Genomic DNA, 26,387 nt, shown 5'->3' with positions numbered 1-26,387 from the left:
TCCGTCTTCTCGTGCCGACCCGCGCCATCACGGGCCGATCGGGCCGGTTGAGCAGCGGTCGCGTGCTGGTGCAGGGCGTTCCGTTCCGACAAGGGGCGCCGGAAAAGCGTCACGCGAAATTCCCGCCACGTAGCCCGGCGGCGGAGGCCACCAAGCACGCCAAGGCTGCCGAGGAGGCCGCCAAGGCGTCCGACGCCGCCGCCAGGGCCGCTACGAAGGTCTTCGACATCGCCCGCGCCACCGAGGCCGAAGACCTGGCCACCCGCACCGCCGCCGCCATCGAGGAGGCCCGCAGCAACAAGGCACGGATCGCCGAGCTGACCTCCGCCTCGGCAGCGGCCGCGGTCGAGGCCAAGTCGCTGGATGCCACCGCCGCCGAACTGGCCGCCGAAGCCGCCAAGCCCGACGCCGACGTCAAGGCGCTGGCCGGCAAGGGCCGGACACTGGCGATGCAAGCGCTGAAGCGGCGCGGCCCCTGGAGCCAGGAGGCGGCCACCCGGGGGCTGTCCGGCTCCGACGAGGACATGCTCGGCTACCTGCGCAGCGGCTGGCAGAAGGCCGGGCTGGAGGAGGTCCGCGAGCGGGTCTTTCAGCTGAGCACCCACAGTGAGTACGAGGTGGTGCGTACCGCTGCGGCCGCGGCGCTGAAGGGCTCGGACCAGCAGGCCAGGGACTTTTACACCACCGGGCAGTACGAGGTGGCCGTCACCGACCTGTCGGTGCGCGTCTCGCAGATCAACAACGCCGGCGGGTCAGGGGTCAAGGAGGCGTCCAAGGCGGCGCTGAAGGACGGCCGGGGCAAGGTGCTGGCCGCCTTCATCGCCACCGGCCAGTACGCCGCCCAGCACTCCGATGAGGAGGTCGACGCCTCCAAGCTGGTCAACACCGGCGGGCCGGAGGTCAAGGCCGCCGCCAAGGTCGCGCTGGCCGGCCCGGCCGAGCAGGTGCACGACTTCGTCACCCTCGGCCAGTACATGGCCGACCGCAAGGACCAGCTCGCCGCCACCCACATCGCCCAGGTCCAGTCACTGGTCGCCGACGCTCAGCGCGTCGCCGCCCAGGCCCAGCACAACCGCTGGATCGCCGCCGGCGCCGCCGCCGAGGCCAACCGTGCCTCCGACGACGCCGCCAAGGCCGCCGCCGAAGCCAAGAAGAACGCCAAACTCGCCGACGGGTACCGCCTCGAAGCCGACAGGGCCGCCGACCCTGTCAGCGGCAGGACAGGCCGGCGTGTGGTGACGCATCTCATCATCACCGAGCACGACAAGCAGTTCAATGAACTCACCATAGGCGCCCCCCGGGGCAGCGCACGCCTCACCGCCACATACGAGCACCCGCTCTGGTCGCCTTCACAGAACTCCTGGGTCCAGGCTGCCGGTCTCCGCCCGGGCATGACCCTCCGCACCGTCGACGGGACCGCGGTCACGGGCGAAGGCAACCGCGCCTTCGCCCAGTACGCCAAGACCTACAACCTCACCTCGACGACCTGCACACGTACTACGTACTCGCCGGGGCCGAGCCGGTCCTCGTGCACAACGCGGGTAAGTGCCCCGACTTCATCGACGGGGACAACTGGTACCAGTCGTTCGACGTGTCGGGGCGTGCGGTCGAAACGATGGCGGATGTCCGAGTGGCCGGTGACACCCTGCACCTGGACGGCCTGATGATATTTCCGAAGGGGACCGACGGGCTGGACCGGGCGCCGGTCGGCCCTGACGCGATTCGTCAGATGAAGCACTCGCTCGCCCAGTAGGCACAGGCGCAAGATTTTAAGACGGTCGAACTGACCTATGAGCGGCATATCCCCAAACCCGACGGAAGTGTGTTCAAGCGGCCGGGGAAGATGACGCTTGACGTCGCAAAGATATGGGGCGGCTGACGCATGGACCGCGCAGCCCTGGACGCGCTGGCGTCCGGGATGAAAAAAGAGGGCGGAACTCCTGATCGTGAGCGAGTGTTCCGGGAGCTGCGGGAGCAGGGAAGGTCACCGATCGAGACGATTTACGTCGTGTCCCGGGTGTTCGACCTGTCTCTCCCGGAAGCGAAGAGCGCGATCTACGAGAGTCCGGCCTGGCGCGATCAAGGGGCGGGCTGGCAGCGGCTGCAGGAAGAAGCCGCCGAAAGCGCCGGTGACTGAGTGCGCTGAGTGAGGGCCGTGGCCCGGTAAGGGCTCCCCGGCTGCGGGGAGCCCTTACGCGTGTGCGCGGCAGGTCGCGTTCGGACGGGGTCCGGTGGGGCGCGGAACCGTCAGTCGTCCTGACCGCCGTTGTCGTCATCATCCGCATCCCGCGGAGCAACCGTCACCGCTGCGCTCTTCGGGTCGACCTGGAGCTTGTGCTCCTTGCCGTCCTTGGAGACGGTTTCGACCTCCCAGACGGCACGGGACCGGTGATCGTCGTCCAGGTCGACAGAGGTGACGGTGCCGTAGCGGGCGGCGGCCTTCCGGGCCGCCTCCGTGGCGTCGACGGTGGCACCCTTCAGCTCGGCGCGGGCGTGATCGACCCTGTGGTCGTCGTCCCCCTCGTGCTCGACGCGCTGGTTCAGGACCTTCGCGTTGCCGGCGTCGAGGGTGACCTCGTGCCACTTGCTGTCCTTGCCGAGGACGTCGACCTCCCAGACCAGGCCGGGACGGTCCTGATCGAGGTCGATGCCGGTGACGGTGCCGGGAGTGGCCTTCAGGGCAGCGGCGGCGGCCTCGGGGGCGGAGACGGTCGCCGCCTTGGCCTCCCGTGCGTCTTCGTGCACGTCGTCGTGGGGCACGCTGACACTGGACCGCGGCGTCGAAGACGCCCCCGCCGAATCGCCGCTGAACGCGACGGCGGAAGCCGTGCCGCCGCCGATGAGGGCGGCCGCGGCCACGGTGGCGATGACGATGTTGCGCTTCATCTCGGTTCGTTCTCCCCGGTTGGTGAGGTGGTGCTCGATGACGTGTTCCACAGTGGCCGGGGGAAGCTGAAGCCAGGCTGAAGTCACCTGAAGGGTTCTTCAGGCGGGCGGTGGCATCGTGTGCGTATGCGCCTGTTGATCGTGGAGGACGAGAAACGGCTGGCCCTGTCGCTGGCCAAGGGACTGACGGCCGAGGGGTACGCGGTCGATGTGGTGCACGACGGCCTGGAGGGCCTGCACCGGGCGGGTGAGGGCGCGTACGACCTGATCGTGCTGGACATCATGCTGCCGGGGATGAACGGCTACCGCGTGTGCGGGACGCTGCGCGCCGCCGGCAACGACGTGCCGATCCTGATGCTGACGGCCAAGGACGGCGAGTACGACGAGGCCGAGGGGCTGGACACCGGCGCGGACGACTATCTGACGAAGCCGTTCTCGTACGTGGTGCTGGTGGCCCGGATCAAGGCGCTGCTCCGCCGCCGCGGCCGGACCGCGTTGCCCGTGTTGCGGGTGGGGGAGCTGAACATCGACCAGGGGGCCCGGCGGGTGGAGCGGAACGGGGCGGAAGTCGTCCTGACCACCAAGGAGTTCGCCGTGCTGGAGCAACTGGCGCTGCGGGCCGGGGACGTGGTGTCGAAGGCGGAGATCCTGGAGCACGTCTGGGACTTCGCGTACGAGGGCGACAACAACATCGTCGAGGTGTACGTGAGCGCGCTGCGCCGGAAGCTGGGCGCCGCGGCGATCGTCACGGTGCGCGGCGCCGGGTACCGGCTGGTGTCCGGTGCGTAGGGTCTTCGGCAAGGTACGGGTCCGGGCCGCGGCGGGCGCCTCGCTCGTGGTGGCGCTGGCGCTGGTCGCGGCGGGTACGGCGCTGCTGCTGGTGCTGAAGAACAACCTGGTGGGCCAGGCGGACCTCCAGGCGGAGAACGCCGCGCGCGAGGTCGCGACCCAGATCGCCACGGGCACGCCGTACGAGAAGCTGGACCTGCCGGACGGGGACGACCGCCCGGTGGTGGTGCTGGCCGAGGACGGGCGGGTGCTGGCGGCGGGCGACGACGTACGGGCGGTGGACGGGAAGGCCGTCACCGCACAGCAGAAGCCGCCGGCCGGGCAGCAACCGCACGACTCCGGCGACGATGACGACGACCGGGAGATCAAGCCGGGCGAGGTCGAGGACGAGGCCCGGCACAGCGGCGGTACGGCCACGGTCGGCCATCGTACGGCGGACTACCGCTTCGCCACCGTCGAGGCCAAGGACACCCAGGGCGACAAGGCGGTCGTACGGGCCGGGGCGCCGCTTGCGGCCGAGCGCGCGGCGGTGGGCTCGGTACGGACCGCGATGCTCATCGGGCTGCCCTGCCTGCTGCTGGTCGTGGCCGGGGTGACCTGGCTGGTGACGCGGCGGGCGCTGCGGCCGGTGGAGGGCATCCGGCGGGAGATGGCCGTGATCACGGCGAGTACGGACCTGTCGCGGCGGGTGCCGGAGCCGGGCTCGCGGGACGAGATCGACCGGCTGGCCCGTACGACCAACGAGACGCTGGGCGCGCTCCAGGAGTCGGTGGAACGGCAGCGGCGGTTCGTCGCGGACGCCTCGCACGAGCTGCGCAGCCCGATCGCGAGTCTGCGGACGCAGTTGGAGGTGGGCATCGCCCACCCGGAACTGCTGGACGCCGAGGGCGCCGTGGAGGACGCCGTACGGCTCCAGAACCTGGCGGCGGACCTGTTGCTGCTGGCGCGGCTGGACGCGGGGGAGCGGCCGGCGGACACCCGGATCGACCTGGCGGCGCTGGTGCGCGAGGAGATCTCACAGCGGATCGGGGACCGGATTCCGGTGCAGGTGGGGGACTTGGCGGGCGTGGAGGTCGCCGGGTCGCGGAGTCAGGTGGGGCGGGTGCTGGGCAACCTGCTGGACAACGCGCAGCGGCACGCGGCGGGCGCCGTACGGGCGAGTGTGGTGCGCGACGGGCGGTGGGCCGTGCTGCGGGTCGAGGACGACGGGCCCGGGGTGCCGCCGGAGGAACGGGAGCGGATCTTCGAGCGGTTCGTACGGCTCGACGACGCCCGCAGCCGGGACGACGGCGGGGCCGGTCTCGGCCTCGCCATCGCCCGCGACGTGGCGGAGCGGCACGGCGGCACGCTGGCCGTCCGCGACGGCTCGGTGTTCGAACTGCGGCTGCCGACGGCGTAGCGGCGCCGGGACCGCGGCCTCCGCACTCCGCCGACGGCCGGGCCCGCGTCCGTCGCCGGTGCGCGACGGCCGGGCCCGTGGCCGCCCGTGGTGCGCGACGACCGGGCCGCATCCGTCGCCGGTGTGCGACGACCGGGCCCGTACCCCCGGCGGCGCAGCCGTCAGACCTTGCCGCGGCGGCCCCGGAGGTGCTCGGCCACCGGGGTCAGGGACGCCCGCAGGGATTCGAGGTTCTCCGGGTCGAACAGGTCGATGAAGTGCCGGCGTACGGACGCGACGTGGTGCGGCGCGACCCGGCGCATGGTGTCCCAGCCGTCGTCCGTGAGCACCGCGTAGAGGCCGCGGCGGTCGGACTCGCAGCTCTCCCGGCGTACCAGGCCCGCGTTCTCCATCCGGGTGATCTGGTGGGACAGACGGCTCTTGGACTGGAGGGTGGCGGCCGCCAGGTCGCTCATGCGCAGCCGCCGGTCCTCGGCCTCGGAGAGGTTGACCAGGATCTCGTAGTCGTTGTTGGTCAGTCCGAACGGCTGCAGGTCGCGCTCCAGCTGGTGCATCAGCAGCCGGCTGACGTCCAGATGGGTACGCCAGGCTCGCTGCTCCTGCTCGGTCAGCCAGGGAGTGTCGCTGTCGGTCGTCATGAATGAATTCTACCCGTGAAAGTTGAATATCGAATTAGTCATGGCTGTGACATGGCTCAGGCGCTCGGTCGGGCGCTTGCTCAGACGTTCGAGGTCACCGTCCGCAGACTACCGCTCACAGCCCGAAGCGGCGCTGGAGCCCCCCGAGGGCACCCGGCAGCTGCGGCGGTTGTGAGCCACTTTGGCGCGTTGCCTCACCCCCGCCCGGCACCCCCGCCTCGGCCGTGACCTCCCCCGTCGCCAGCTCGGGCATCAGCTGTTCGGTGGACTGCAGCAGCACCGTGCCCGCCCCGACGAACTCGAACTGGTGCTCCTCGCCGGAGACCCCGCCCAGACCCGTGTGCGCCCGTACGCCGCCCAGGAATCCCCGCAGGTACTGGTGGTCGTAGTGGTGGCAGGGCGAGGGGCAGTCGGCCCAGCCCACCAGGGCCTGTGGGTCCACCCGGATCGGCGGCTCCATGAAGACCACGGGGCCGTTGGAGGCGGCCACGAACTTGCCCGTGCCGATCAGCGTGAGGAAGCCCGGAATGATCGACTGCTTCAGCGACAGAGATGGCTGAAAGGCGAGCAGGTTGCCCGAGCGAATGGTCAGGTTGCCGTCTTCAAGATCGTAGGAATTGACGTCGAACGCCCGGTCGGCGAGGAGCATCTTGCCCTGGCCCTCGGCGACGACCCAGTCCGCCGCGTGCAATGGCGAATGGAAGCTGTGGGCGACCAGGCGGTCCAGCGCGCCGTGTCCGATGCCCTGGAAGTCGATCCGCCCGTAGTAGGCGACGCCTGTACGTAGACGGTGCCCTGGCCGGACAGCTCCAGCTGGAACGCCTCTCCCGAGCCGCGGCCGACCATGTCGCGCCAGCCGAGGGCCGTGGAGAGCTTGTTGCGGACGTCGCCGCGGTGCGCCACGTACGCCTGCGGGTCGACGTGGACGGCCCCCTGCGGGGTGATGGGCAGCTCGATGACGCCGCCGTGCGCCATCACGGCCACCGCGCCCTGCCCCTTGAGGGTCGTGGTGAACAGGCCCTGGCCGGTGACCTGGCCGCGCACCATGCCCATCACGCCGCCCTGCGAGCCCATGAACATCGTGCCCTGCTGGAGCGTCCCGTCGAAGGCGAGCAGCCGGTCCGCCTCGACGTACAGGGTCTCGCCGGTGAGATCGACGACGTGGATGTGGTGGCCGCCGTGGCCGAAAAGGACCGTCCCACTCCCCTCCACGGTCATCAGCGGCGTCGCCTCGTTGGCGATCCGCCGGCCGATCATCGAACCGATGCCGCCCTGGCCGCTCTGGATGTTTGGGGTGAAGCTGACGTCGCCCTGGTAGGCGAGCATCGCGCCGCGCTGGCTGTACATCCGCTGCCCCGGGCCGATCTGCGCCCGCACCATACGGGAGTTGACGAGGGTGAACGGCATCAGATCTCCCCGCCGACGGTGTTGCGCTCACTGGGCTGTACGTACACCAGGCCCTCGCCCTCGAAGCGGATCTGGAAGGACTCGCCGGAGCCTTCGCCCATGAAGGTGCGGAAGTTCACCCCGGACTGGAAGTGCTGCTTGAGATCGCCGGTGTGCGCGACGTACGCGCCCGGGTCGACCTGGAGCGGGTACTGCTTGGTGACGCGCAGCACCACGGCGGGCCCGTCGGAGACGATGGCGGCCTGGCCGCTGCCCTCGACGGTGGTGGTGAACAGGCCGTTGCCCTGGGAGGCGCCGCGCAGCCCGGTGAAGGTGGTGCCGGTGCGCAGCGCCGCGTCGGTGCACAGCAGGTTGCTGGCCTCCACGTACAGCTTCTCGCCGTGCAGCTGTACGAGGTTGATCTCGCTCGCGCGGTCGGCGAAATAGCAGGTGCCGTGGCCTTTCACCTCCATCACTTCCATCTGTTCGCCGGTCAGCCGGCGGGTGACCATGCCGCGCAGCCCGTCACCGCCGCCGGTCATCTTCTTGAACGTCATCCGGCCGTCGTAGGCGACCATCGCGCCGTTCTTCGCCTTGACGGCATCGCCGGTCATGTCGACGGCGAGCACTTTGCTCCCCTGGAGCCGAAACTGAGCCACAGGATCGAAGGTAACCGGCGCACCGACCCCTGAACAGTGATCCTTTGCGGGCCTGCAACAATGGTGACGCCCTTGTGAAATGCCGCACAAGCGCTTCGTGCCGCCACCTGCCACCCGAACGAGGTTCCCGTGGACATCAAGACCGCTTCCGCCCTGCGCCGGCTCCGCCTGGTCTCCGCCCCCGAGGCGGTGTCGTTCCTGCTGTTGCTCGTCTGCTCGGTCCTCAAGCGGACCACCAGCTTCGACGGTGTGATGGTGATGGGCATGGTGCACGGCGTCCTGTTCATCCTGTACGTGGTGTTCTGGCTGGATGCCTGGAACCGCGCCAAGTGGCAGTTCAAGACCGCCGCGCTGTACTTCGTGCTCTCCGTGCTGCCCACCGGCGGCTTCTTCGCCGAGCGGATGCTCAAGCGCGAGGCCGAGGCCACCGTCATCGCCGCCCGCGCCCGCCGGGAAGGCGTGGTCAACGCATGATCGTCGCCTTCTCGGTGAGCCCGCTGGGGGTGGGTGAAGACGTCGGTGAGTACGTCGCCGACGCCGTACGGGTGGTCCGCGAGTCCGGGCTGCCCAACCGTACGGACGCCATGTTCACGTCCATCGAGGGCGAATGGGACGAGGTCATGGACGTCGTCAAGCGTGCCGTGGCCGCCGTCGAGGCGCGCGCCGGACGGGTCTCGCTCGTCCTGAAGGCCGACATCCGGCCCTCCGTCACCGACGGCCTGACCTCCAAGGTCGAGACCGTCGAGCGCTATCTCGCGGCGGACTCCGGCAACTGACCGGCACGGTCACCGTCATCGGCTCAGCGCGGCGGCGTGCCGCCCGCACTCCCCGCGCTGAGCGCGATGCCCAGCGGTGTGCGCTCGTACAGCACCTCGTGCCCGTGGCGGCGCGAGGTCAGCAGTCCGGCGCCGCGCAGCACCGACAGCTGGGCCGACACCGACGAGGGGGCGAGCCCCAGCCGCTGCGCCAGCGCCGTGGTCGAGGCCGGCTCGTCCAGCGCGACGAGCACCGCCGCCCGGTTCACGCCGAGCAGCCGGGCCAGCGCCGGGCCGGTCTCCGGCTCCTGCCACAGTCCGCCGATGCCGCGCGCCGGGTACAGGACGGTGGGCTGCCAGTGCGGTTCGTAGGCGCTCACCACGTCGGGCCACACGAAGACGCTCGGCATCAACAGGACGCCCCGCCCGTCCAGGTTCTGGATCTGCAGGAAGTGCGCGCGGGTACGGACCGTGAGGGTGCCGCCGGACCAGGTGATCCGCGGGCTGAGGTCCGCGAACAGCTTCTCCAGCCCGTCGCTTGCCAGCTGCCGGGACCGGTAGGCGACCTCGGCCTCCAGCAGCGCGCGCAGCCGGGGCCAGTCCGGGGCCAGCAGCGCGTGCCACGCCCGTTCGGTGGCGTCGGCCAGCTCCCGTACGGCGGCGGCCGGGTCCGTCAGCATCGCCCGGCCGCGCGGGGACTCGGCGGCCCCCGGCGTGCAGGCCAGCGACTTGGCCAGCTCCGCGTGGGCGATGGCCGGGTCCGTGGCCCGCACCCGCGCCAGCTCCTCTTCGAAAGGCGCGAGTGACGACTCCGGCGGCGGCCCCAGGAAGTCGGGGGTGTAGCCGGGCTGCGGCGACGGCATCAGGAGCCACAGAGCGGACAGGTCCAGGCCCGCCAGCGCCGTGCGCATCCGCCGTAGCCAGGGCAGGTGGTAGCCGTGCCGGTCGGTGCGTAACAGGGTCCGTACGGCTTCGTGGGTCTCGCAGAGCGGCGAGATGGCGAAGCGGATGCGCAGCAGGTCGTCCGCGCCGAAGCGCATGTCCAGCGGCATGGCCGAGGCCCCCCTCTCCTCTTACCCCCACTCTTCCCACCGGACGGCCGAACCCGTCATGGATTCGCCCGCTGCCGAACAACTGGGGAGCGCGGGCCAGGCCCGGCACGCTGCCCCCATGCCCGCCACCCCCTCCGGGCCCGCCACCACGGGCCCTGTCGACCCGCGCCCGGAGCCGCCGCCACCACCCACCGGAACCGGCTACCGCGCCGTCTTCTCCACCCCCGAATTCCGCTCCGTCTTCGCCGCACACCTCCTCTCCTCCCTCGGCGTCGTCCTCTGCGAGATCGCGCTCTCCGTACTCGTCTACCAGCTCACCGGGTCGCCCCTGCTGAGCGCGCTGACCTTCGCGCTCGGCCTACTGCCGTACGTCATCGGCGGCACACTGCTCTCCGCCGTCGCCGACCGCCACCCGGCCCGCCGCGTCCTCGTCGTCTGCGACCTGCTGTGCGCGGGCTGCGCCGCCGTGATGCTGGTCCCGGGTACACCGGTCGCCGTACTACTGGCGCTGCGCTGCGCGACCGCCGCCATCGCCCCCGTCTTCGCCGGCACACGCGCCGGGACGCTGGGCGACGTGCTGGGAGAGGGCGACCTCTTCGTCCTGGGACGCTCGCTGATCCGCATCGTCAACCAAGGCGCGCAACTTGTCGGCTTCGCCGCCGGAGGACTGCTGCTGACCGCCGTGACACCCGGCGCGGTGCTGGCCATCACCACCGGCACCTTCCTCGGATCGGCCCTCCTCCTACGCCTGGGCACTCACGCCCGCCCCGCGCGCTGTACGTCCCCCGGGGCACTGCTGGGCGCCTCCCTGGCCGGCACCCGCCAACTCCTCTCCGACCGCCGCATCCGAGCCCTCCTCCTGCTGACCTGGCTCCCCCCGGCCTTCGTCGTCATCCCCGAGGCACTGCTCATCCCGTACGCGGACTCCCTCGGCGCGGGCCCGGCAGCGGCCGGCCTGCTCATGTGCGCCATGCCCATCGGCGCGATCACCGCCGAAACCCTGGCCGGCACCTTCCTCGGCCCCCGGGCCCGCACCCGCCTGACGTTCCCTCTCGGCATCTGCTGCGTCCTCCCTTCCCTGGGCTTCGCAGCGCGCCCCTCCCTCGGCTGGGCCGTAACACTCCTCGCCCTGACCGGCACCGGCATCGCCTACAACTTCGGCGTGGACCGCTGGTTCGCGGCCGCCGTACCCGACGCCCTGCTGGGCCAGGCGATGACGGTGATGCAGGCGGGCCGTATGACGATCATGGGCTTGGGGATGGGGGCGGCGGGGGTGGCGGCCGAGTACGCGCCTCTTCGGGTGGTGATGCCGGCTGGAGGGGTGGTGGGGGTGGTGGCGGTGGGGTTGGTGGTGTTCGAGGTGCGACGGGCGCAGTCCATCCCGTCGCGTAACGTCGCTCGCCAACTGCTGAGGCGACCAAGAGGGAAGTGAGAGTTTGACTGCCGGGAACTTCGACCAACGGGTGCGGGTGATCGTCGAATTTCGCGGTGACTCCGTGGACAGAGAACTTTTCGAGCGGACGCTCCAGGAGAAGGATTGGCCGATCGTCCGTGAGCTTGCATACGACGAACGCCGATGCTTTGACGCTGGTGCACCAGCCGCTGTCTTTCTCTGCGTGGAGGTGCGGCTCGTGGGAGCGCGCAGGGGAGCTGAGAGGGCGGCCGGACTGCATCTGACGGCTTTGCGGCAGAGCCGCGCGCTGGACGTCAAGGTGCATCTCGCCCAAGCGCTTCGGACGGCAGACGACCACCGCACGTTCTGGTATGCGTACCGGACGCCTGCATCACCTCGTCGTCGAGAGCGCCTTCAGGTGCTGACCGGGGCCAGAGACACCGGCCGGGTTGTCGGAGCGGCCAGCCGCGAGCAGGCACGTCGTGCGGCCCGGGCGTGGCTGGAGCCCGTCGGGGCCTATGAGTCTTCGGGTACGGACGTCCGCACGGAGTGGGGGGTGGCGGAGCCCATCGGAGGCAGCCGTCCAGGCGTCGCGAACAGTCGTCGACGCAGCCAGGCGCCTTTCGTCCTGACGCTCGCCACAGCACTGCTCTCCGGAGCGGTGCTGAGTGCAGCCGGTGTCGTTTCCCTGTACGGAATGGCCTCGCTGCTCATAGCGGGCGCTTCGGCATTTCTGGCAAGTCGGCTGGCGATACGCGATGCCTTGCCGGACCGGCGCCGGTCCAGCGCGGTGGTAGGTGGCGTACTGTCTCTCGGCGCGACGGTCGGCGGGTGGGCGGCCGGCGCCTCGTCCCCGGATCCTGTCGTGGGACTGTGGGTGTACCCCGGGATTCTCGCCGTTGCTTTCGTCGTCGGCGGTCTCTGGGCTCTGGCGCGCCAATGGAATTCCTCACGCGAGGTGCTCCAGTGGGTGCTGCCTCTGCTGATTTCTGTGGCTCTGACGCTGATGCCAGGGCTCGGGGATGTAGTCCACTGGTTCTACCTTGACGCCTTCGGACTGGAGCCCGGTGACGTGGGAGTGCCTGCGCTGTGGCGGATCGCCGCAGCGCTGACTTTTCTACCGGTGCTTCCGATCTGGTTCCTGACAGCAGCCGTGTGGGGCTACGCCAAACACTTGCATCAAGTTGTCGTCCATCGTTGGATGCCGGTGACAGCGCTCGCAGTCACCGGCATCCTGTGCACTGCGCTGTCGCTGCTGCTGGTGCCCATGAGCTCAGCGCAGGCCGGTGGACGAGCGTGGCAGCAGGCTGTACGCGGCGACACCCCGGGGACATACCGAGGAATCAAGCCGGAGCGCGTGTGCGTGCAGCCGCTCAAGAAGCACATCGCGGCGGACGGTGCGGAATTCGATCCGTCCCGCCCGTACCTGCGCATCGGCAGCGCGCACGGCACGGTGGCCTTGTGGGACGTGCGCCTGAGGGTTCCGGTGAAGGTGCCGAGCGGTGATGTGACCCTGGTGCCGGTCGCGGCCGGTACGACGAAATGTTCCCCGCCCCGGGCACCAGCGGCTGCCGATGCCGAGAAGTGACCCACCCGGGTACCGAACCCTGAGACAGGGCTGACCACGATATGGCCGACCGGTAGGGTCGAAGGCGTGCCGAAGCCGCTCAGTCTTGCCTTCGATCCCATTGCCCGTGCCGACGAACTGTGGCAGCGACGATGGGGAGCCGTGCCGTCCATGGCCGCGATCACCTCGGTCATGCGGGCGCAGCAGATCCTGCTGTCCGAGGTGGACGCGGTGCTCAAGCCGTACGGGCTGACGTTCGCCCGGTACGAGGCGCTCGTGCTGCTCACCTTCTCCAAGGCGGGGGAGCTGCCCATGTCGAAGATCGGGGAGCGGCTGATGGTCCACCCGACGTCGGTGACCAACACCGTCGACCGGCTGGTGAAGTCCGGGCTGGTGGACAAGCGGCCGAATCCCAACGACGGGCGCGGCACGCTGGCGTCCATCACCGAGCAGGGGCGGGTGACCTGTGACAAGGCGACGCGTGACCTGATGGCGATGGAGTTCGGGCTGGGGGCCTACAGCGCCGAGGAGTGCGGGGAGATCTTCGCGATGCTGCGGCCGCTGCGGGTCGCGGCCGGTGATTTCCAGGACGAGTGATCCGTGGTAGGGGCGGCGAAGATCGCCCCGGAACGGGCGGTTACGCTCGGAGCATGAAACGCAGCGTGCTGACCCGATACCGGGTGATGGCCTACGTCACCGCCGTCATGCTCCTCGTCCTGTGCGCCTGCATGGTGGCCAAGTACGGCTTCGACACGGGCAAGGACCTCACGCTCGTGGTCTCGCAGATCCACGGCGTGCTCTACATCATCTACCTCGTCTTCGCCTTCGACCTGGGGTCCAAGGCGAAGTGGAAGTTCGGCAAGCTGCTGTGGGTGCTGATCTCCGGCACCATCCCGACCGCTGCCTTCTTCGTCGAGCGCAAGGTCGTCCGGGAGATCGAGCCGCTGGTCGCGGACGGTACGCCGCAGCCCGCGAAGGTCTGAGGGAGCGTACGGACGCCGTACGCCGTCGCACGGCCGCCGGGTACGTCCGGCGGCCTTCGCGTAGGGCCCGACGGGTGCCGTCCGGCGACTTCCGGCCGTCAGCCATCGACAATTAGTAGGACGTCCTAGTAAATTTGTGAGCATGGACGCTGACGCGATCGAAGAGGGCCGCCGTCGCTGGCAGGCCCGGTACGACTCCGCCCGTAAGCGGGACGCGGACTTCACCACGCTCTCCGGCGACAGCGTGGAACCGGCGTACGGCCCCCGCCCCGGCGACTCGGTCGAGGGATTCGAGCGCATCGGCTGGCCGGGGGAGTACCCCTTCACGCGCGGGCTGTACCCGACCGGCTACCGCGGCCGTACGTGGACCATCCGCCAGTTCGCGGGCTTCGGCAACGCCGAGCAGACCAACGAGCGGTACAAGATGATCCTGAAGGCGGGGGGCGGCGGGCTCTCCGTCGCCTTCGACATGCCGACGCTGATGGGGCGGGACTCCGACGACCCGCGTTCGCTCGGTGAGGTCGGCCACTGCGGTGTCGCCATCGACTCGGCCGCCGACATGGAGGTCCTGTTCAAGGACATCCCGCTCGGCGACGTCACGACCTCGATGACGATCTCCGGCCCGGCCGTCCCGGTCTTCTGCATGTACCTGGTCGCCGCCGAACGCCAGGGTGTCGACCCGGCCGTGCTGAACGGCACGCTCCAGACGGACATCTTCAAGGAGTACATCGCCCAGAAGGAGTGGCTCTTCCCGCCCGAGCCCCACCTGCGCCTGATCGGCGACCTGATGGAGCACTGCGCGCACGGCATCCCCGCGTACAAGCCGCTCTCGGTCTCCGGCTACCACATCCGCGAGGCGGGTGCGACGGCCGCGCAGGAGCTGGCGTACACCCTCGCCGACGGCTTCGGGTACGTGGAGCTGGGCCTCTCCCGCGGCCTGGACGTGAACACCTTCGCGCCCGGCCTGTCCTTCTTCTTCGACGCCCACCTGGACTTCTTCGAGGAGATCGCGAAGTTCCGGGCCGCCCGCCGCATCTGGGCCCGCTGGATGCGCGACGTGTACGGCGCGACCAGCGAGAAGGCCCAGTGGCTGCGCTTCCACACGCAGACCGCCGGTGTCTCGCTGACCGCCCAGCAGCCGTACAACAACGTCGTCCGGACGGCCGTCGAGGCGCTGGCCGCGGTCCTCGGCGGGACGAACTCCCTGCACACCAACGCGCTGGACGAGACCCTCGCCCTGCCCAGCGAGCAGGCCGCGGAGATCGCGCTGCGCACGCAGCAGGTGCTGATGGAGGAGACCGGCGTCGCCAACGTCGCCGACCCGCTGGGCGGCTCGTGGTTCATCGAGTCGCTGACCGACCGGATCGAGGCCGATGCGGAGAAGATCTTCGAGCAGATCAAGGAGCGGGGCGCCCGGGCCGTCCCGAACGGACAGCACCCCATCGGTCCGATGACCTCCGGCATCCTGCGGGGCATCGAGGACGGCTGGTTCACCGGCGAGATCGCCGAGTCCGCCTTCCGCTACCAGCAGGCGCTGGAGAAGGGCGAGAAGAAGGTCGTCGGCGTCAACTGCGCCCACGGCTCGGTCACCGGTGACCTGGAGATCCTCCGGGTCAGCCACGAGGTCGAGCGGGACCAGGTACGGATCCTGGCGGACCGCAAGGCGGCCCGGGACGACGCGCGGGTGCGCTCGTCGCTGGCGGCGATGCTGGACGCCGCACGCAGCGGCGGAAACATGATCGAGCCGATGCTGGCGGCCGTACGGGCCGAGGCGACGCTCGGCGAGATCTGCGACGTGCTGCGCGAGGAGTGGGGCGTGTACACGGAGCCGGCGGGGTTCTGACGGCGGTACGTGCCGGGGGCGGGGCCGTGCGCGGCCCCGCCCCCGGTGCCGTGTCAGACCATCGCGCCGTTTCCGGCGCTCGCCTTGTCGCGCGGGCGGGCCGCGGGTGCCTCCGGGCCCGGGTGGCGGCTCTCCAGGACGACGGCGGCCGGGGTGGCCGTGAAGATCGTCGAGGCGATGCCGAACAGGACGCCCGCGAGCAGCGCCACGGAGAAGTCGGCCAGCGAGTCGCCGCCCAGCACCGCGAGGGCGGCGAGGACGAACAGGGCGCCCATGCCGGTGTTCACCGTGCGGGGCACGGTCTGCACGATCGCCCGGTCGGCGAGGAGCGCGAGCCCTTCCGCGCCGCGCGCGGCCCGGTCGCCCTTGGCGGCGCGCCGCAGTTCCCGTACGCGGTCGAAGAGCACGACCGTGTCGTTGACGGAGTAGCCGACGACAGTCAGCAGCGCCGCGAGGAAGACGCTGTCCACCGGTTTGCCGAGCCAGGCGAACAGGCCCACCACCAGCACCACGTCCTGCACCATGGCCAGGACCGCGGCCGTCGCGAACGTCCAGCGGAACCGGACGCTCAGATAGATCAGCTGGGCGGCGACCGCGATGCCCAGCGCGATCAGCGCCTTGCCGCGCAGCTCGCTGCCCATGCTGGGCCCGATCTTCTCGTCCCGCTCGACCTCGACCGTGCCGCCGGGCTTCTGGAGGGACGTGCGGATACGGTCCTGCTCGGCGTCGGTCAGCTGCTCGGTCCGTACGGCGATCCCGCCGTCGCCCGACTCCTGGACGACCGCGCGCGGGAAGCCCGCCTCGGCGACCGCCTCGCGCGCCGTCTCGGCGTCCACCGTACGGCTGGTGCTGTACTCGACGAGCCGGCCGCCGGTGAACTCCACGCCGAACTCCAGGCCGCGTACGCCGATGCCGGTGACGGCGAGCAGCAGCAGGCCGGCGCCGACGCCCAGCCAGGTGCGGCGCCGCCGCATCAGCCGCGGTTGACGGCGTGCCAGCCACCGCCGTACCCGCCCCTCGGACGCCATACCGGTGATCGCGGGCCGCCGCCGTACGGCCCCGCGGCGCACCGCCCAGCCCGCCAGCACCCGGGTGATGACCAGCGCGGAGACCATCGAGGCCAGTACGCCGATGGACAGCGTGACGCCGAAGCCCTTGACCGGTCCGGTGGCGAAGAAGAACAGCAGGCCCGCGGCGAGCAGCGTCGTGACGTTCGAGTCGAGGATCGCGCTCCACGCCTTGCCGAAGCCCTCGCGCAGCGGGCGCCGCAGGTCGCCGCCGGAGCGGACCGCGCGGCGTGCGTACTCCTCCCTGGCCCGCTCGAACACCAGGACGTTGGCGTCCACCGCCATGCCGATCGCGAGGACGAAACCGGCGAGGCCGGGCAGGGTGAGGGTGGCGCCCAGGGCGACGAGCACGGCGTACGAGATCAGTCCGTACGCGGCGAGTGCGATCGTGGCCAGCGCGCCCAGCAGCCGGTAGACGACGATGACGAACACGCCGGTGCACAGCAGGCCGATGACGGCGGCGGTGGCACTGGCCTTGATCGCGTCAGCGCCCAGCGTGGGCCCGACGGTGCGCTGCTCGACGACCTCGACGGGCACCGGCAGGGCGCCGCCCTTGACGAGGGCCGCCAGGTCGCGGGCCTCGGTGTCGCTGAATCCGCCGGTGATCTGGGCGTTGCCGCCCGCGATGCCGGTCGTGCACGGCACGCTCTGCTGCATGCCGGGGGCGGAGATCACCCGGTCGTCCAGCACGATCGCGACCCGCCGGGCCGGCTCGCCGGGCGCCGCGCACGCCGCCTGGCCGGTGACCCGCGCCCAGGCGTCCGCGGCGGCGCCGCGGAAGGACAGGTCGACGGTCCAGCCGCGCCCGCCCTGCGGGTCGAAGACGGCCTCCGCGTCCTTGACGCCCTCGCCGGTCAGCGCGGGCGGGCCGAGCCGCAGGGCCTGGCCGGGCGTGTCGGGGTCGGCGAGGGTGCGGGTGCGGTCGTCCTTGGCCTTCAGTTCCGGCGTGCCCTTGGGGTCCGGCAGGGTGGCGAGCACGGGGTGGAAGGTGAGCTGCGCGGTGCGGCCGATGACCTCGACGGCCTGTTTCGGGTCCTGGACGCCGGGCAGCTCGGCGACGATGCGTTTCTCGCCGGAGCGGGACAGCGACGGTTCGGCGACGCCGAGCGCGTCGATCCGCTGCCGCAGTACCTCCAGGGCCCGGTCGGTGGCGGCGGAGTCGGCACGGGCGGTGGGCGAGTCCTTCGTCTCCAGGACGATCTGGGTGCCGCCACGGAGATCGAGGCCGAGGCGGGCGGGGGTGGTCAGGGCGAAGAACAGGGACACGGCGACGACGGCGAGCGCGATCAGCGCACGCCAGGGCCGCCGCGACGGAGCGCGGGACGGCATGGGTCTCCCCTTCAGGGATACGGAGGCGGGGCGCCGGCCGGCCGCGCGCACCGGGCCGCGGCGGCGCGTCGGGGCGTCGCCGGGCATGCCGGTGCTGCGGGCCGCCGTACGCCTGGGGCGTCAGCTGCTCCGTACGAAGGGAGGTCCGCGCGGGCTGCGCGGGGAGTACCGGGCCCAGGGCGGCGCCCGTTCCTGGCGCGGGCCGACGGTCTCGCCGTACCCGAACGGGCTGTGGCGGGGCGCCGGGGACGCGGAGGGCAGCGCGCCCGGGAGGCCGGGGAAGCGCGGGTGGGGGAGGACCGCCTGGATGTGGGCGGTGGCGGTCTGGCGGGCCACCGGCCGGTCCGGGGCGGTGCGGGCGTCGGCCCGGGGACGGCCGGGCGCGGTGTGTGCCGTGAGTACCTGGGGCGCGGCGGCGGACGTTGGCTGGGAAGCGGTGCCGAAGGGGCCGGATGGGGTGGCTGCCGGACTCGCGGGGGTGACAGCCGATGGGCCGGGCAGCAGTGGGCCGGACGTGGCCCCCGCCGTCCCGGACGTCCCGGCCAGGACCAGCAGGACGGCCCACAGCCCGGCCAGCGCGCGCGGCAGGAAGCCCGGCAGCGCACGGCGTGCTCGTCCGCTCACCGCCCGCCCCCTCCGGTCCGCCCGCTCGGCCCGTACCCGGCCGTGATTCCGGCCCAGGGTAGTACGCCGTTCCCGTGCGCCACCCCGTACGGTCCTGTCCTACCCCGCCGGGAAGCGGAGGCGGAAGAGCGCCCCGCCGCCCGGCGCCTGCGCGGCCGTCAGTTCGGCCCGGTGGGCGCGGGCGATCTGGCGGGCCATGGCCAGGCCGAGGCCGGAGCCGGGCAGCGCGCGGGCGGTCTCGGCGCGGTAGAAGCGGTCGAAGACGTGCGGCAGGTCCTCGGCCGTGATGCCGGGGCCGTGGTCGCGGACGGTCAGCTCCAGGCCGTCCGCGGTGGCGGCCAGTTCCGTCTCGACCGGGCCGCCGGGCGGCGAGAACTTCGCCGCGTTGTCCAGGAGGTTGGACAGCAGCCGGGACAGCCGCGCCGGTACGCCCGGGACCGTCACCCCGGTCGCCGCCGCGTCGGCCCGTACGGTGAACGTGATCTCCGGCCAGTGGCCACGGGCCGCCTCCACCGCGTGCTCCAGCAGCGCCGCCGGGCGCACCTGCTCCACCAGCGGCTGCGGCTCCTCGTCCCGGGCCAGTTCGATCAGGTCGTTGACGAGGGTGGTGACCTCGCGCAGCTGGCGGCCCAGGGCGCCGGACGCGCGGTCGCGCTGGGCTTCGGTCAGCCGGTCGGCGCGGGCGAGCAGTTCGGCGTTGGTGCGCAGCGCGGTCAGCGGGGTGCGCAGCTCGTGGGAGGCGTCCGCGACCAGCCGGCGCTGCGCGGTGACCGACTGTTCCAGCTCGCCGAGCATGGTGTTGAAGCTGGCGGCGAGCCGGGTGACCTCGTCCTCGCGGCCGGGCGGACCGGCGGGCAGTTCGATACGGTGCCGGGCGTCGCGGGTGGCGGCGATGCGCTCGGCGGTGGCGGTGAGCCGGGCGACCGGGGCCAGGCCGGTGCGCGACACCCAGTAGCCGAGCCCGGCCGCCAGCAGGGCACCGGCGCCGCCGACTCCGGCCAGGGCCACCGCGGCCTTCTGGACGCCGCGCTGCACGGTGTCCGTGCGCAGCGCCACCTGGAGTGCCTCGTCCTTGCCGCGCAGCCGCACGGTGTACCTCCGCACCGGGTAACCGGCCACGGTCAGCTCGTCGTAGTACGGCGCGTGCCGGCCGGCGGCGACCGCGCGGGTGGCGTCGCTGACCGGCAGCGCGTAAGGGTCGCGCGGGTCCCGGGACTTGTCGGCGGGGACCGACTGGACACAGGGCACGGCCTGGAAACGGCAGTTCGCGTCGCCCGCGGTCGGGCCCCACGAGCGGAACTTCTCGCTGTACTGGGCTGCCGTCTGGGCCAGGTTCAGTTCCAGTTGCCGGGTCATCTGGTAGCGGATGATGAAGAACGCCGCCGTGCAGATGCCGACCGCCACCAGAGCCACTGCGGCGGACGCGGCGATCGCCAGCCGGGTCCGCAGCGGCCGGCGCCGCCGCCAGCGCGCGCCCAGGCCGCGCCGCCCGCTCACGCCCGTCCCGCTCTGCCGCCCCGGCCCGGCTGGTCCGGCTCGTCCAGCCGGTAGCCGACGCCGTGCACGGTGTGCACCAGCCGGGACTCGCCGTCCGCCTCCAGCTTCCGGCGCAGGTAACCGACGTACACCGCGAGGGAATTGGAGTCCGGGCCGAAGTCGCGGCCCCAGACCCGCTCCAGGATCACCTCGCGCGGCATCACCTGCCCGGGGTGCAGCAGGAGCAGCTCCAACAGGGCCCACTCCGTACGGCTGAACTCCAGCGGCCGCCCGCCCCGGTGGCCGGTGCGGGTCACCGGGTCGACGACCAGGTCGGCGAAGGCCAGCGAGGTGTCGTCGGCGGCGCCGGCCGACGCGCGGCGCAGCAGCGCCCGCACCCGCGCGACCAGCTCGTCCAGCGCGAACGGTTTGACGAGGTAGTCGTCGGCGCCCGCGTCCAGCCCGTCCACCCGCTCGCTGACCGAGTCCAGCGCGGTCAGCACGAGGATCGGCGTACGGTCGTCCAGCGCGCGCAGCCGCCGGCAGACCGCCAGGCCGTCCAGCACCGGCATCATCACGTCCAGCACGATCGCGTCCGGCTGCCAGGAGGCGACCTCGGAGAGCGCGGCCAGCCCGTCGGCGGCGCCGCGCACCGCGTACCCCTCCACGGTGAGGCCGTCCTCGACGGCGGCCCGCACCTCCGGTTCGTCGTCCACGACGAGGATCTTCGGCGGGGACGCGGCGGCGGGCTGCTGGGCGGCGCTCCGGGGCGCGGGGTGCGGTGCAGGCGAGGACGGCATGCACACAGGCTGCCAAACCTCCGTCTTAGAACCTTCTTAGGGCGCTTGACGAGCGTGGCGGCCATGCGCACACCACTCTCAGTCGTCATCGGTGCGGGCGGTACCGGCGGTCACATCTACCCCGGGCTCGCCCTCGCGGACGCCCTGCGCCGGGCCGTGCCCGACGCGGTGGTCTCCTTCGTCGGTACGGAGCGCGGGCTGGAGACGCGGCTCATCCCGCAGGCCGGATACCGCCTGCACACCGTGGACATGATTCCCTTCGACCCGTCGCTCGGCGCCAAGCGCTATCTGCTGCCCGCCGCGCTGCTGAAATCGGGCGCCCAGTGCCGCTCGATCCTGCGTCAGCAGGACGCCCAGGTCGCGGTGGGCATGGGCGGCTACCCGAGCGCGCCGGTCATCGTCGGGGCGCGGCTGGCCGGGCTGCCCAGCCTGGTCCACGAGTCCAACGCGGTGCCCGGCCGGGCCAACAAGTTCGCCGCCCGGCTCACCCCGCACATCGCGCTCGCCTTCGACCGCAGCCGCGCGCACCTGGCGGGCGGCGAGCGCGCCGAGACGGTCGGGATGCCGCTGGTCGGGCCGCTGGCGAACCTGGACCGTACGGCGCTGCGGGAGCGGGCACGCCGTGAACTGGGCATACCGGAGGACGTCCGGCTGCTGCTCGTCAACGGCGGCAGCCTGGGCGCGGCGCGGCTCACCGAGGCCGCGGTCGGCCTCGCGGCCCGGTACCGGACCCGTACGGATCTGCGGCTGCTGGTCAAGACCGGGCCCGCGGCCCTGGAGGAGACCCGGGAGCGGCTGGTCGCGACGGGCGGTGCGGCGGTCGCCGAGGCCGTCCCGTACCTGGACCGGATGGATCTGGCCTACGCCGCCGCCGACCTCGTGGTGTGCCGGGCCGGTTCGGCGACCGTCGCCGAGCTGGCGACGATCGGGATGCCGTCCGTCCTGGTCCCGTACCCGCACGCGCCCGGCGACCACCAGACCCACAACGCGCGGGTGCTGTCCGACGCGGGCGCCGCCGTCCTGCTGCCGGACGCCGAGACCACCGCGGAACGCCTGGACACGCTCGTCACCCCGCTGCTCGACCACCCCGCCCGGCTGGCGGCCATGGGCCAGGCCGCCGACCCGGGCACCCACGCGCGCGCCGCCGACCTGCTGGCCGCCAAGGTTCTGAAGCTGGCCGGCCACCCCGCAGCCCACCCCACCACCACCTACCTGAGGGAGACCGCATGAGCACCACCGACCACCCCGCCACCGGCCACGCCACCATGGAAGCCCGCTGGAAGGGCCGCACCGTCCTGGTCACCGGCGCCGAGGGCTTCATCGGCTCGACGCTGGTGGACCAGCTCGTCGGGTACGGCGCGAAGGTGCGCGCCTTCGTGCACTACAAGCCGTACGCCGAGAAGGGCCACCTGGCCCGCTACCTGGGCCCGGACAGCCCGGTCGAGATGATCGCGGGCGACGTGCGGGACGCCGGCCGGGTGGCGGACGCCGTCGCCGGCTGCGACACGGTCTTCCACCTCGCCGCCCTCATCGGCATCCCGTACAGCTACGACTCGCCCGGCGCCTACGTGCAGACCAACGTCGTGGGCACCGAGAACATCGCCGAGGCGTGCCGCCGGCACGCCGTGCGCCGCCTGGTGCACACCTCGACCAGCGAGGTGTACGGCACCGCCCTGACCGCGCCGATCAGCGAGGACCACCCGCTCCAGCCGCAGTCCCCGTACTCCGCCTCGAAGATCGGCGCGGACATGATGGCGCTCTCCCACTGGCACGCCTTCGAACTGCCGGTCACGGTCGTCCGCCCGTTCAACACCTACGGCCCGCGCCAGTCCGCGCGCGCCGTGATCCCCACCATCCTGGCGCAGCTGCACTCCGGCGCCCGGGAGATCAGGCTGGGCTCGCTCACCCCGACCCGCGACTTCACCTACGTCACCGACACCGCGGCCGGTTTCCTGGCGATGGCCGACTGCGACCGGGCGCTGGGCGAGGTCGTCAACCTCGGTACGGGACGGGAGATCTCCATCGGGGACCTGGCACGGTCCCTGATCGCCGCGTCCGGCCGGGACGCCGAGGTCGTGGTGGAGGGCTCCCGTCTGCGGCCCGCCGGGAGCGAGGTCCAGCGACTGCTTTCGGACAATTCGCGGGCGCGCGAATGGGCCGGGTGGACGCCGGAGGTGTCCCTGGAGGACGGGCTGAAGCGGACGTCGGAGTGGGTGGCGGAGCATGTGCACCTGTTCGCGGCGGACCGGTACCAGGTCTGAGGGACGGTACGGGTACGGGCGCCCGGCGCGAGTGGCGGCCCGTACCCGTACCCGTACGTGGCCGTCCGGGAGCCTCACGCCCCGGCCGGGCCCGCTTCCGCGAGTCCGGCCAGCCCGGTCAGCAGCAGCGCGCTGAACTGCTGCGCCCACAGTTCGTCCACCGGCTCCGCGCTGACCAGCGCCCGGTGCACGACGGCGCCCGCGATCACGTCGAAGATCAGCCCGACCGCCCGCCCGGCGGCCGCCGCGCCCTCCTCGCCGGCCGGGTCCGGCGGCAGTTCCCCGCGCGCCTGGGCCCGCTCGCGCCCGAGGATCACCAGCCGTTTCTGCCGCTCGACCACGGCGGAGCGGATACGGACCCGCAGCGCCTCGTCGGTGGTGGACTCGGCGACCACGGCCATCAGCGCGGTCTTGGTCTCCGGGCGGGCCAGCAGCGAGGCGAACTGCAGGACGACGCCCTCGATGTCGGCCTGGAGACAGCCCCGGTCGGGGAGTTCGAGTTCGTCGAAGAGGACCGCCACGGCGTCCAGGACCAGCTCGTTCTTGTTCGCCCAGCGGCGGTAGAGGGTCGTCTTGGCGACCTTGGCGCGGGCGGCCACGTCGCCCATCGTCAGCTTGCCCCAGCCCAGCTCGACCAGCGCGGCGCGGGTGGCGTCGAGGATCGCGCGGTCCGCCTCGGCGCTGCGCGGCCGGCCCGTACGGCTCCGGGGGCCCGCACGGCCCGCGGGGGAGCTGGTGCCGGTGAGGGGGCAGCGGTGCATGGGGGCGACCATACCGGCCAGTAGGCGCGGGTCGGCCCGCCCTCGTGAGGCAGATCACTCGTACGGTTCGCGGGAGGGGTTGCCGGGCCGGGGCGCCGGACAGTTACGCTACGGGTCGTAGCGAAAGGGTGTGGCCGGTACGGCCCGCCCCGGACGCGACAACCACAGGCCGCGGGTGGGGACCCGGGGCCACCGCAGCACCACGCCGGCCCCGGGCCGGTGCACACGCGGCACCTCCGTCCTGCGCCGGCACACCGGCGGGCCGCAGGGGCGGACCGGCACCGCGAGCTTTTTCGCGCACCGTGAATTTTCGGCACCGCTTTTCGCAACGGTCCGCGGAAGGGGGGAGGATAGGCCCATGCAGCCACGCAACATGTCCATGAGTGGAGTCGTCGACCTCGCCGCGGTGAAGGCGGCCGGGGAAGCGAAGCAGAAGGCGGAGCAGGCGCGCGCCGAGGCGGCCCGCACGGGCCGGCCCACAGGCGGCGCCCGTCTGGTGTTCGACGTCGACGAGGCGGGGTTCCAGCAGGACATCCTCCAGCGCTCCACCGAGGTGCCGGTCGTCATCGACTTCTGGGCCGAGTGGTGCGAGCCGTGCAAGCAGCTCGGCCCGCTGCTGGAGCGGCTGGCGGGGGAGTACGCCGGCAAGTTCGTCCTGGCCAAGATCGACGTCGACGCCAACCAGGCGCTGTTCCAGCAGTTCGGCGTGCAGGGCATCCCGGCGGTCTTCGCGGTCGTCGCGGGCCAGCCGATCCCGCTGTTCCAGGGCGCGGCCCCGGAGGCGCAGATCCGCCAGGTGCTGGACCAGCTCGTCCAGGCCGCCGAGCAGCAGTTCGGGATCGTCGGCGCGCCCGTCGACCCGGCGGACGCCCCGCCGCAGGAGGACGTCCCCGAGCCGGTGGGCCCGTACGACGCGATGCTGGAGGCCGCGAACCAGGCGCTGGACGCCGGTGACCTCGGCGGCGCCGTCCAGGCGTACAAGAACGTGCTCTCCGACGACCCGGCGAACCCGGAGGCCAAGCTCGGCCTGGCGCAGGCCGAACTGCTGCGCCGGGTGCGGGATCTGGACCCGCAGGAGGTGCGCAAGGCGGCGGCCGACGGCCCCGCCGACGTGCAGGCGCAGATCAAGGCGGCCGACCTGGACCTGGTCGGCGGTCATGTGGAGGACGCCTTCGGGCGGCTGGTGGACACCGTCCGGCGCACGGCGGGCGACGACCGCGAGGCCGCGCGGGTACGGCTGCTGGAGCTGTTCGAGGTCATCGGGACCGACGACCCGCGGGTGATCTCGGCCCGTACGGCCCTGGCGCGGGTGCTGTTCTGATCCTCCTCTGACCCCGTTTCGACCCCTCGGCGTCCGGTCACCCGCGTCTCCTGAGGCGCGCGGACCCCACCACACGGCAGCGGCCACGTTTTACCAAATCTTGGTAATCGTGGCCGCTGTTACTTGGAGTAAGAGGGGAGAGGGGTTTCGTCGGTGTTCATCCCTGATTTCCCCAAGTCTGCTCACCGTCGGCGACGACCCTGGGTGGCTGCCTGATTTCGCGCCGTTGTGCCCTGGCCAGCTCTGCGTTACTGGCAAGTAACGAACCCCTTGTGCGACGGCCGCCGATGCACCACGATCGGCCACGCTCGGTCCATTCCCGCCGCCCGGCAACCGGTCGGTGCCGCGGGGTCCATGGGTCCCCACCGAGTGGCCGGCGGCACCGCCACCGGTCCCGGACAGGGGGGTTCCTGCCCACCCGGCAGGGCCTGTCCGCCAAGCGCCGCGCGCGAGCGTGGCCAGTGGTTGTCGCTCGGGGGTGATCGCCGGTGCATCGGAACGCCGTACGCCTGTACGCCTTTTCGGTACGGGCGCTCTCCTTCCCGAGGACGTAGCACTTCTCCCATCCCAGGTACGGCCGCCGTCTCCCCCAGACCCGGGCCGCAACCGGAGATGTACGTCCGAGAAGGAGGAAAGTCATGGAGTCCCTGGCTCGTGGCGGGACCAGATGGAAGCGGTTCGCCGTTGTCATGGTGCCGAGCGTCGCGGCGACGGCTGCCATCGGAGTCGCCATCGCGCAGGGTGCGCTGGCAGCGTCGTTCAGCGTCTCCGGTCAGCAGTTCAAGGTCACCGCGAAGGAACTCGACGGTACCGGGTTCGTGCAGTACGGAGCCCTCGACAAGGGCAACGACGGCCAGCGCCCGGTCGCCGTGGTGGGGCTGAACTCCGCGAAGATCACCGCATTGTGCCAGTCGGTCGTCGTGCCGGTGCCGGTCTTCGGTGATGTCACGATGCGGCTGGAGGCGGGCGCCGGCAAGGACCCCGTCCTGGCGAAGAAGCTCTACATCGACGCCGACGATCTGCGGACCAACGCGACGTTCACCAACGTGGACATCGGCGTCTCGGTGGACAACACCACCAAGGGGCCGGGCCCGGCCAAGCCCGGCGAGGGTGGCCGGGGGACCTACCTCCCCGGCTCCTTCGCCCAGCAGGCCGAGCATGTCCTGTTCAAGGACGTCGAGCAGCGCGCCTGGGCCACCACGGCCGGCACGTTCCAGCTCAGTGGCCTGAACATGAGCGTCAAGCGCGGCAAGAACGAGTGCTACTGACGCACTGAGCGCACGGGGGCGGGGGCGTGCGCGGCGGAGCGGTCTCGCCGTCCGCGCGCCCCGCACCCGTACGCCGGTGGCCGCCGTGCCACGCACTCCAGCTCACGTACCACCGATTAGCCAGTCCCGA

The 26,387-nt window shown here is 71.9% G+C and carries 24 protein-coding genes and 2 pseudogenes; 15 read left to right on the top strand and 11 right to left on the bottom strand.

The annotated features are described in order from the left end of the window. Positions 1-47: 47 nt before the first annotated feature. Positions 48-1,664, top strand: coding sequence for a hypothetical protein (locus JXZ78_RS04205; RefSeq protein WP_238782655.1), 1,617 nt, complete (start codon positions 48-50; stop codon positions 1,662-1,664). Between the two features lie 218 nt (positions 1,665-1,882). Continuing rightward, entirely contained in the window at positions 1,883-2,137 is a 255-nt protein-coding gene (locus JXZ78_RS04200; protein WP_157851718.1) for a hypothetical protein, read from the top strand. A 110-nt stretch (positions 2,138-2,247) separates the two neighbouring features. Here the strand turns inward: JXZ78_RS04200 and JXZ78_RS04195 are convergent, their stop codons facing one another. Next, positions 2,248-2,886, bottom strand: coding sequence for a PepSY domain-containing protein (locus JXZ78_RS04195; RefSeq protein ID WP_030023422.1), 639 nt, complete (start codon positions 2,884-2,886; stop codon positions 2,248-2,250). A 126-nt stretch (positions 2,887-3,012) separates the two neighbouring features. Between JXZ78_RS04195 and JXZ78_RS04190 the strand changes: the two genes are divergently transcribed. After that, a complete protein-coding gene (locus JXZ78_RS04190) occupies positions 3,013-3,675 on the top strand; it encodes a response regulator transcription factor (RefSeq protein ID WP_030023421.1) in 663 nt (220 codons plus the stop codon). Next, positions 3,668-5,074, top strand: coding sequence for a sensor histidine kinase (locus JXZ78_RS04185; RefSeq protein WP_030023419.1), 1,407 nt, complete (start codon positions 3,668-3,670; stop codon positions 5,072-5,074). The genes JXZ78_RS04190 and JXZ78_RS04185 overlap by 8 nt, the downstream gene beginning before the upstream one ends. Before the next feature lie 161 nt (positions 5,075-5,235). Here the strand turns inward: JXZ78_RS04185 and JXZ78_RS04180 are convergent, their stop codons facing one another. The 4 genes and pseudogenes from JXZ78_RS04180 to JXZ78_RS04165 form a co-directional block, all read right to left on the bottom strand. Then, positions 5,236-5,712: a MarR family winged helix-turn-helix transcriptional regulator gene (locus JXZ78_RS04180; RefSeq protein WP_030023418.1), complete on the bottom strand. Its 477-nt coding sequence runs from the start codon at positions 5,710-5,712 to the stop codon at positions 5,236-5,238. 115 nt (positions 5,713-5,827) lie between these two features. Continuing rightward, a pseudogene (locus tag JXZ78_RS04175) lies at positions 5,828-6,487 on the bottom strand (AIM24 family protein); the annotation flags it as partial. After that, positions 6,484-7,119, bottom strand: a pseudogene (locus JXZ78_RS04170) (AIM24 family protein); the annotation flags it as partial. The pseudogenes JXZ78_RS04170 and JXZ78_RS04175, both read right to left, overlap by 4 nt. After that, positions 7,119-7,757, bottom strand: coding sequence for an AIM24 family protein (locus JXZ78_RS04165; protein ID WP_078624581.1), 639 nt, complete (start codon positions 7,755-7,757; stop codon positions 7,119-7,121). The gene JXZ78_RS04165 and the pseudogene JXZ78_RS04170, both read right to left, overlap by 1 nt. Before the next feature lie 129 nt (positions 7,758-7,886). On the opposite strand from JXZ78_RS04165, the gene JXZ78_RS04160 reads away from it, so the two are divergent. After that, complete coding sequence (locus JXZ78_RS04160) at positions 7,887-8,231, top strand: DUF3817 domain-containing protein (RefSeq protein WP_030023413.1); 345 nt, start codon at positions 7,887-7,889, stop codon at positions 8,229-8,231. Next, positions 8,228-8,533 carry an MTH1187 family thiamine-binding protein gene (locus JXZ78_RS04155; protein ID WP_030023412.1) on the top strand — a complete coding sequence of 102 codons (306 nt, stop codon included), beginning with the start codon at positions 8,228-8,230 and terminating at the stop codon, positions 8,531-8,533. Before JXZ78_RS04160 ends, JXZ78_RS04155 begins: the two co-directional genes overlap by 4 nt. A 23-nt stretch (positions 8,534-8,556) precedes the next feature. On the opposite strand, the gene JXZ78_RS04150 is transcribed toward JXZ78_RS04155, so the two are convergent. Then, positions 8,557-9,564 (bottom strand): ArsR/SmtB family transcription factor, encoded by a 1,008-nt coding sequence (locus JXZ78_RS04150; RefSeq protein WP_030023411.1) that lies wholly within the window; start codon positions 9,562-9,564, stop codon positions 8,557-8,559. Positions 9,565-9,682: 118 nt separating this feature from the next. On the opposite strand from JXZ78_RS04150, the gene JXZ78_RS04145 reads away from it, so the two are divergent. From JXZ78_RS04145 to icmA, 5 genes are all read left to right on the top strand, one after another. Next, entirely contained in the window at positions 9,683-10,996 is a 1,314-nt protein-coding gene (locus tag JXZ78_RS04145; RefSeq protein WP_238782654.1) for an MFS transporter, read from the top strand. Positions 10,997-11,000: 4 nt separating this feature from the next. Next, positions 11,001-12,545, top strand: coding sequence for an MFS transporter (locus tag JXZ78_RS04140; RefSeq protein WP_157851717.1), 1,545 nt, complete (start codon positions 11,001-11,003; stop codon positions 12,543-12,545). 66 nt (positions 12,546-12,611) lie between these two features. After that, positions 12,612-13,121, top strand: a complete 510-nt coding sequence (locus JXZ78_RS04135; protein ID WP_030023406.1) for a MarR family winged helix-turn-helix transcriptional regulator — start codon at positions 12,612-12,614, stop codon at positions 13,119-13,121. Between the two features lie 53 nt (positions 13,122-13,174). Further along, a complete protein-coding gene (locus tag JXZ78_RS04130) occupies positions 13,175-13,507 on the top strand; it encodes a DUF3817 domain-containing protein (protein ID WP_030023405.1) in 333 nt (110 codons plus the stop codon). A 142-nt stretch (positions 13,508-13,649) separates the two neighbouring features. Next, the gene (gene icmA, locus JXZ78_RS04125; protein WP_030023404.1) at positions 13,650-15,350 is read left to right on the top strand and encodes a coenzyme B12-dependent isobutyryl-CoA mutase large subunit; all 1,701 of its coding nucleotides are present in this window, start codon (positions 13,650-13,652) and stop codon (positions 15,348-15,350) included. 53 nt (positions 15,351-15,403) lie between these two features. On the opposite strand, the gene secD is transcribed toward icmA, so the two are convergent. The 4 genes from secD to JXZ78_RS04105 all read right to left on the bottom strand — a co-directional run bounded on the left by secD (position 15,404) and on the right by JXZ78_RS04105 (position 20,646). Continuing rightward, entirely contained in the window at positions 15,404-17,746 is a 2,343-nt protein-coding gene (gene secD, locus JXZ78_RS04120) for a protein translocase subunit SecD (protein ID WP_030023403.1), read from the bottom strand. A 120-nt stretch (positions 17,747-17,866) separates the two neighbouring features. Next, positions 17,867-18,370, bottom strand: coding sequence for a hypothetical protein (locus JXZ78_RS04115; RefSeq protein ID WP_030023402.1), 504 nt, complete (start codon positions 18,368-18,370; stop codon positions 17,867-17,869). 99 nt (positions 18,371-18,469) lie between these two features. Next, positions 18,470-19,867 carry a sensor histidine kinase gene (locus tag JXZ78_RS04110; protein ID WP_030023401.1) on the bottom strand — a complete coding sequence of 466 codons (1,398 nt, stop codon included), beginning with the start codon at positions 19,865-19,867 and terminating at the stop codon, positions 18,470-18,472. Next, the gene (locus JXZ78_RS04105) at positions 19,864-20,646 is read right to left on the bottom strand and encodes a response regulator transcription factor (protein ID WP_078624582.1); all 783 of its coding nucleotides are present in this window, start codon (positions 20,644-20,646) and stop codon (positions 19,864-19,866) included. Before JXZ78_RS04105 ends, JXZ78_RS04110 begins: the two co-directional genes overlap by 4 nt. Positions 20,647-20,709: 63 nt before the next feature. Between JXZ78_RS04105 and JXZ78_RS04100 the strand changes: the two genes are divergently transcribed. Together JXZ78_RS04100 and JXZ78_RS04095 are read left to right on the top strand one after the other, a co-directional pair. Continuing rightward, a complete protein-coding gene (locus tag JXZ78_RS04100) occupies positions 20,710-21,876 on the top strand; it encodes a UDP-N-acetylglucosamine--N-acetylmuramyl-(pentapeptide) pyrophosphoryl-undecaprenol N-acetylglucosamine transferase (RefSeq protein WP_033039389.1) in 1,167 nt (388 codons plus the stop codon). Beyond that, positions 21,873-22,907 (top strand): GDP-mannose 4,6-dehydratase, encoded by a 1,035-nt coding sequence (locus JXZ78_RS04095; RefSeq protein WP_030023398.1) that lies wholly within the window; start codon positions 21,873-21,875, stop codon positions 22,905-22,907. Before JXZ78_RS04100 ends, JXZ78_RS04095 begins: the two co-directional genes overlap by 4 nt. A gap of 74 nt (positions 22,908-22,981) precedes the next feature. Here the strand turns inward: JXZ78_RS04095 and JXZ78_RS04090 are convergent, their stop codons facing one another. Next, a complete protein-coding gene (locus JXZ78_RS04090; RefSeq protein WP_106968894.1) occupies positions 22,982-23,668 on the bottom strand; it encodes a TetR/AcrR family transcriptional regulator in 687 nt (228 codons plus the stop codon). A 358-nt stretch (positions 23,669-24,026) separates the two neighbouring features. Here JXZ78_RS04090 and JXZ78_RS04085 point away from each other — a divergent pair, with 358 nt between their 5' ends. Continuing rightward, the gene (locus tag JXZ78_RS04085) at positions 24,027-24,989 is read left to right on the top strand and encodes a tetratricopeptide repeat protein (protein ID WP_030023396.1); all 963 of its coding nucleotides are present in this window, start codon (positions 24,027-24,029) and stop codon (positions 24,987-24,989) included. 638 nt (positions 24,990-25,627) lie between these two features. After that, the gene (locus JXZ78_RS04080; RefSeq protein ID WP_030023395.1) at positions 25,628-26,257 is read left to right on the top strand and encodes a DUF6230 family protein; all 630 of its coding nucleotides are present in this window, start codon (positions 25,628-25,630) and stop codon (positions 26,255-26,257) included. Positions 26,258-26,387 lie beyond the last annotated feature (130 nt).

Origin of the sequence: Streptomyces monomycini (genome assembly GCF_022271435.1) — a bacterium.
GTDB lineage: Bacteria > Actinomycetota > Actinomycetes > Streptomycetales > Streptomycetaceae > Streptomyces > Streptomyces monomycini.
Note: the sequence above shows the minus strand (reverse complement) of the source record. Positions and strands in the feature narration are given on the sequence as shown.

What these genes read in the sequence shown, in the direction of transcription:
- JXZ78_RS04200 (WP_157851718.1), top strand. Translation starts at nt 1,883, where the DNA reads ATGGACCGCGCAGCCCTGGACGCGCTGGCGTCCGGGATGAAAAAAGAG.
- JXZ78_RS04195 (WP_030023422.1), bottom strand. Translation starts at nt 2,886, where the DNA reads ATGAAGCGCAACATCGTCATCGCCACCGTGGCCGCGGCCGCCCTCATC.
- JXZ78_RS04190 (WP_030023421.1), top strand. Translation starts at nt 3,013, where the DNA reads ATGCGCCTGTTGATCGTGGAGGACGAGAAACGGCTGGCCCTGTCGCTG.
- JXZ78_RS04180 (WP_030023418.1), bottom strand. Translation starts at nt 5,712, where the DNA reads ATGACGACCGACAGCGACACTCCCTGGCTGACCGAGCAGGAGCAGCGA.
- JXZ78_RS04155 (WP_030023412.1), top strand. Translation starts at nt 8,228, where the DNA reads ATGATCGTCGCCTTCTCGGTGAGCCCGCTGGGGGTGGGTGAAGACGTC.
- JXZ78_RS04150 (WP_030023411.1), bottom strand. Translation starts at nt 9,564, where the DNA reads ATGCCGCTGGACATGCGCTTCGGCGCGGACGACCTGCTGCGCATCCGC.
- JXZ78_RS04145 (WP_238782654.1), top strand. Translation starts at nt 9,683, where the DNA reads ATGCCCGCCACCCCCTCCGGGCCCGCCACCACGGGCCCTGTCGACCCG.
- JXZ78_RS04130 (WP_030023405.1), top strand. Translation starts at nt 13,175, where the DNA reads ATGAAACGCAGCGTGCTGACCCGATACCGGGTGATGGCCTACGTCACC.
- icmA (WP_030023404.1), top strand. Translation starts at nt 13,650, where the DNA reads ATGGACGCTGACGCGATCGAAGAGGGCCGCCGTCGCTGGCAGGCCCGG.
- secD (WP_030023403.1), bottom strand. Translation starts at nt 17,746, where the DNA reads ATGCCGTCCCGCGCTCCGTCGCGGCGGCCCTGGCGTGCGCTGATCGCG.
- JXZ78_RS04105 (WP_078624582.1), bottom strand. Translation starts at nt 20,646, where the DNA reads ATGCCGTCCTCGCCTGCACCGCACCCCGCGCCCCGGAGCGCCGCCCAG.
- JXZ78_RS04100 (WP_033039389.1), top strand. Translation starts at nt 20,710, where the DNA reads ATGCGCACACCACTCTCAGTCGTCATCGGTGCGGGCGGTACCGGCGGT.
- JXZ78_RS04095 (WP_030023398.1), top strand. Translation starts at nt 21,873, where the DNA reads ATGAGCACCACCGACCACCCCGCCACCGGCCACGCCACCATGGAAGCC.
- JXZ78_RS04090 (WP_106968894.1), bottom strand. Translation starts at nt 23,668, where the DNA reads ATGCACCGCTGCCCCCTCACCGGCACCAGCTCCCCCGCGGGCCGTGCG.
- JXZ78_RS04085 (WP_030023396.1), top strand. Translation starts at nt 24,027, where the DNA reads ATGCAGCCACGCAACATGTCCATGAGTGGAGTCGTCGACCTCGCCGCG.
- JXZ78_RS04080 (WP_030023395.1), top strand. Translation starts at nt 25,628, where the DNA reads ATGGAGTCCCTGGCTCGTGGCGGGACCAGATGGAAGCGGTTCGCCGTT.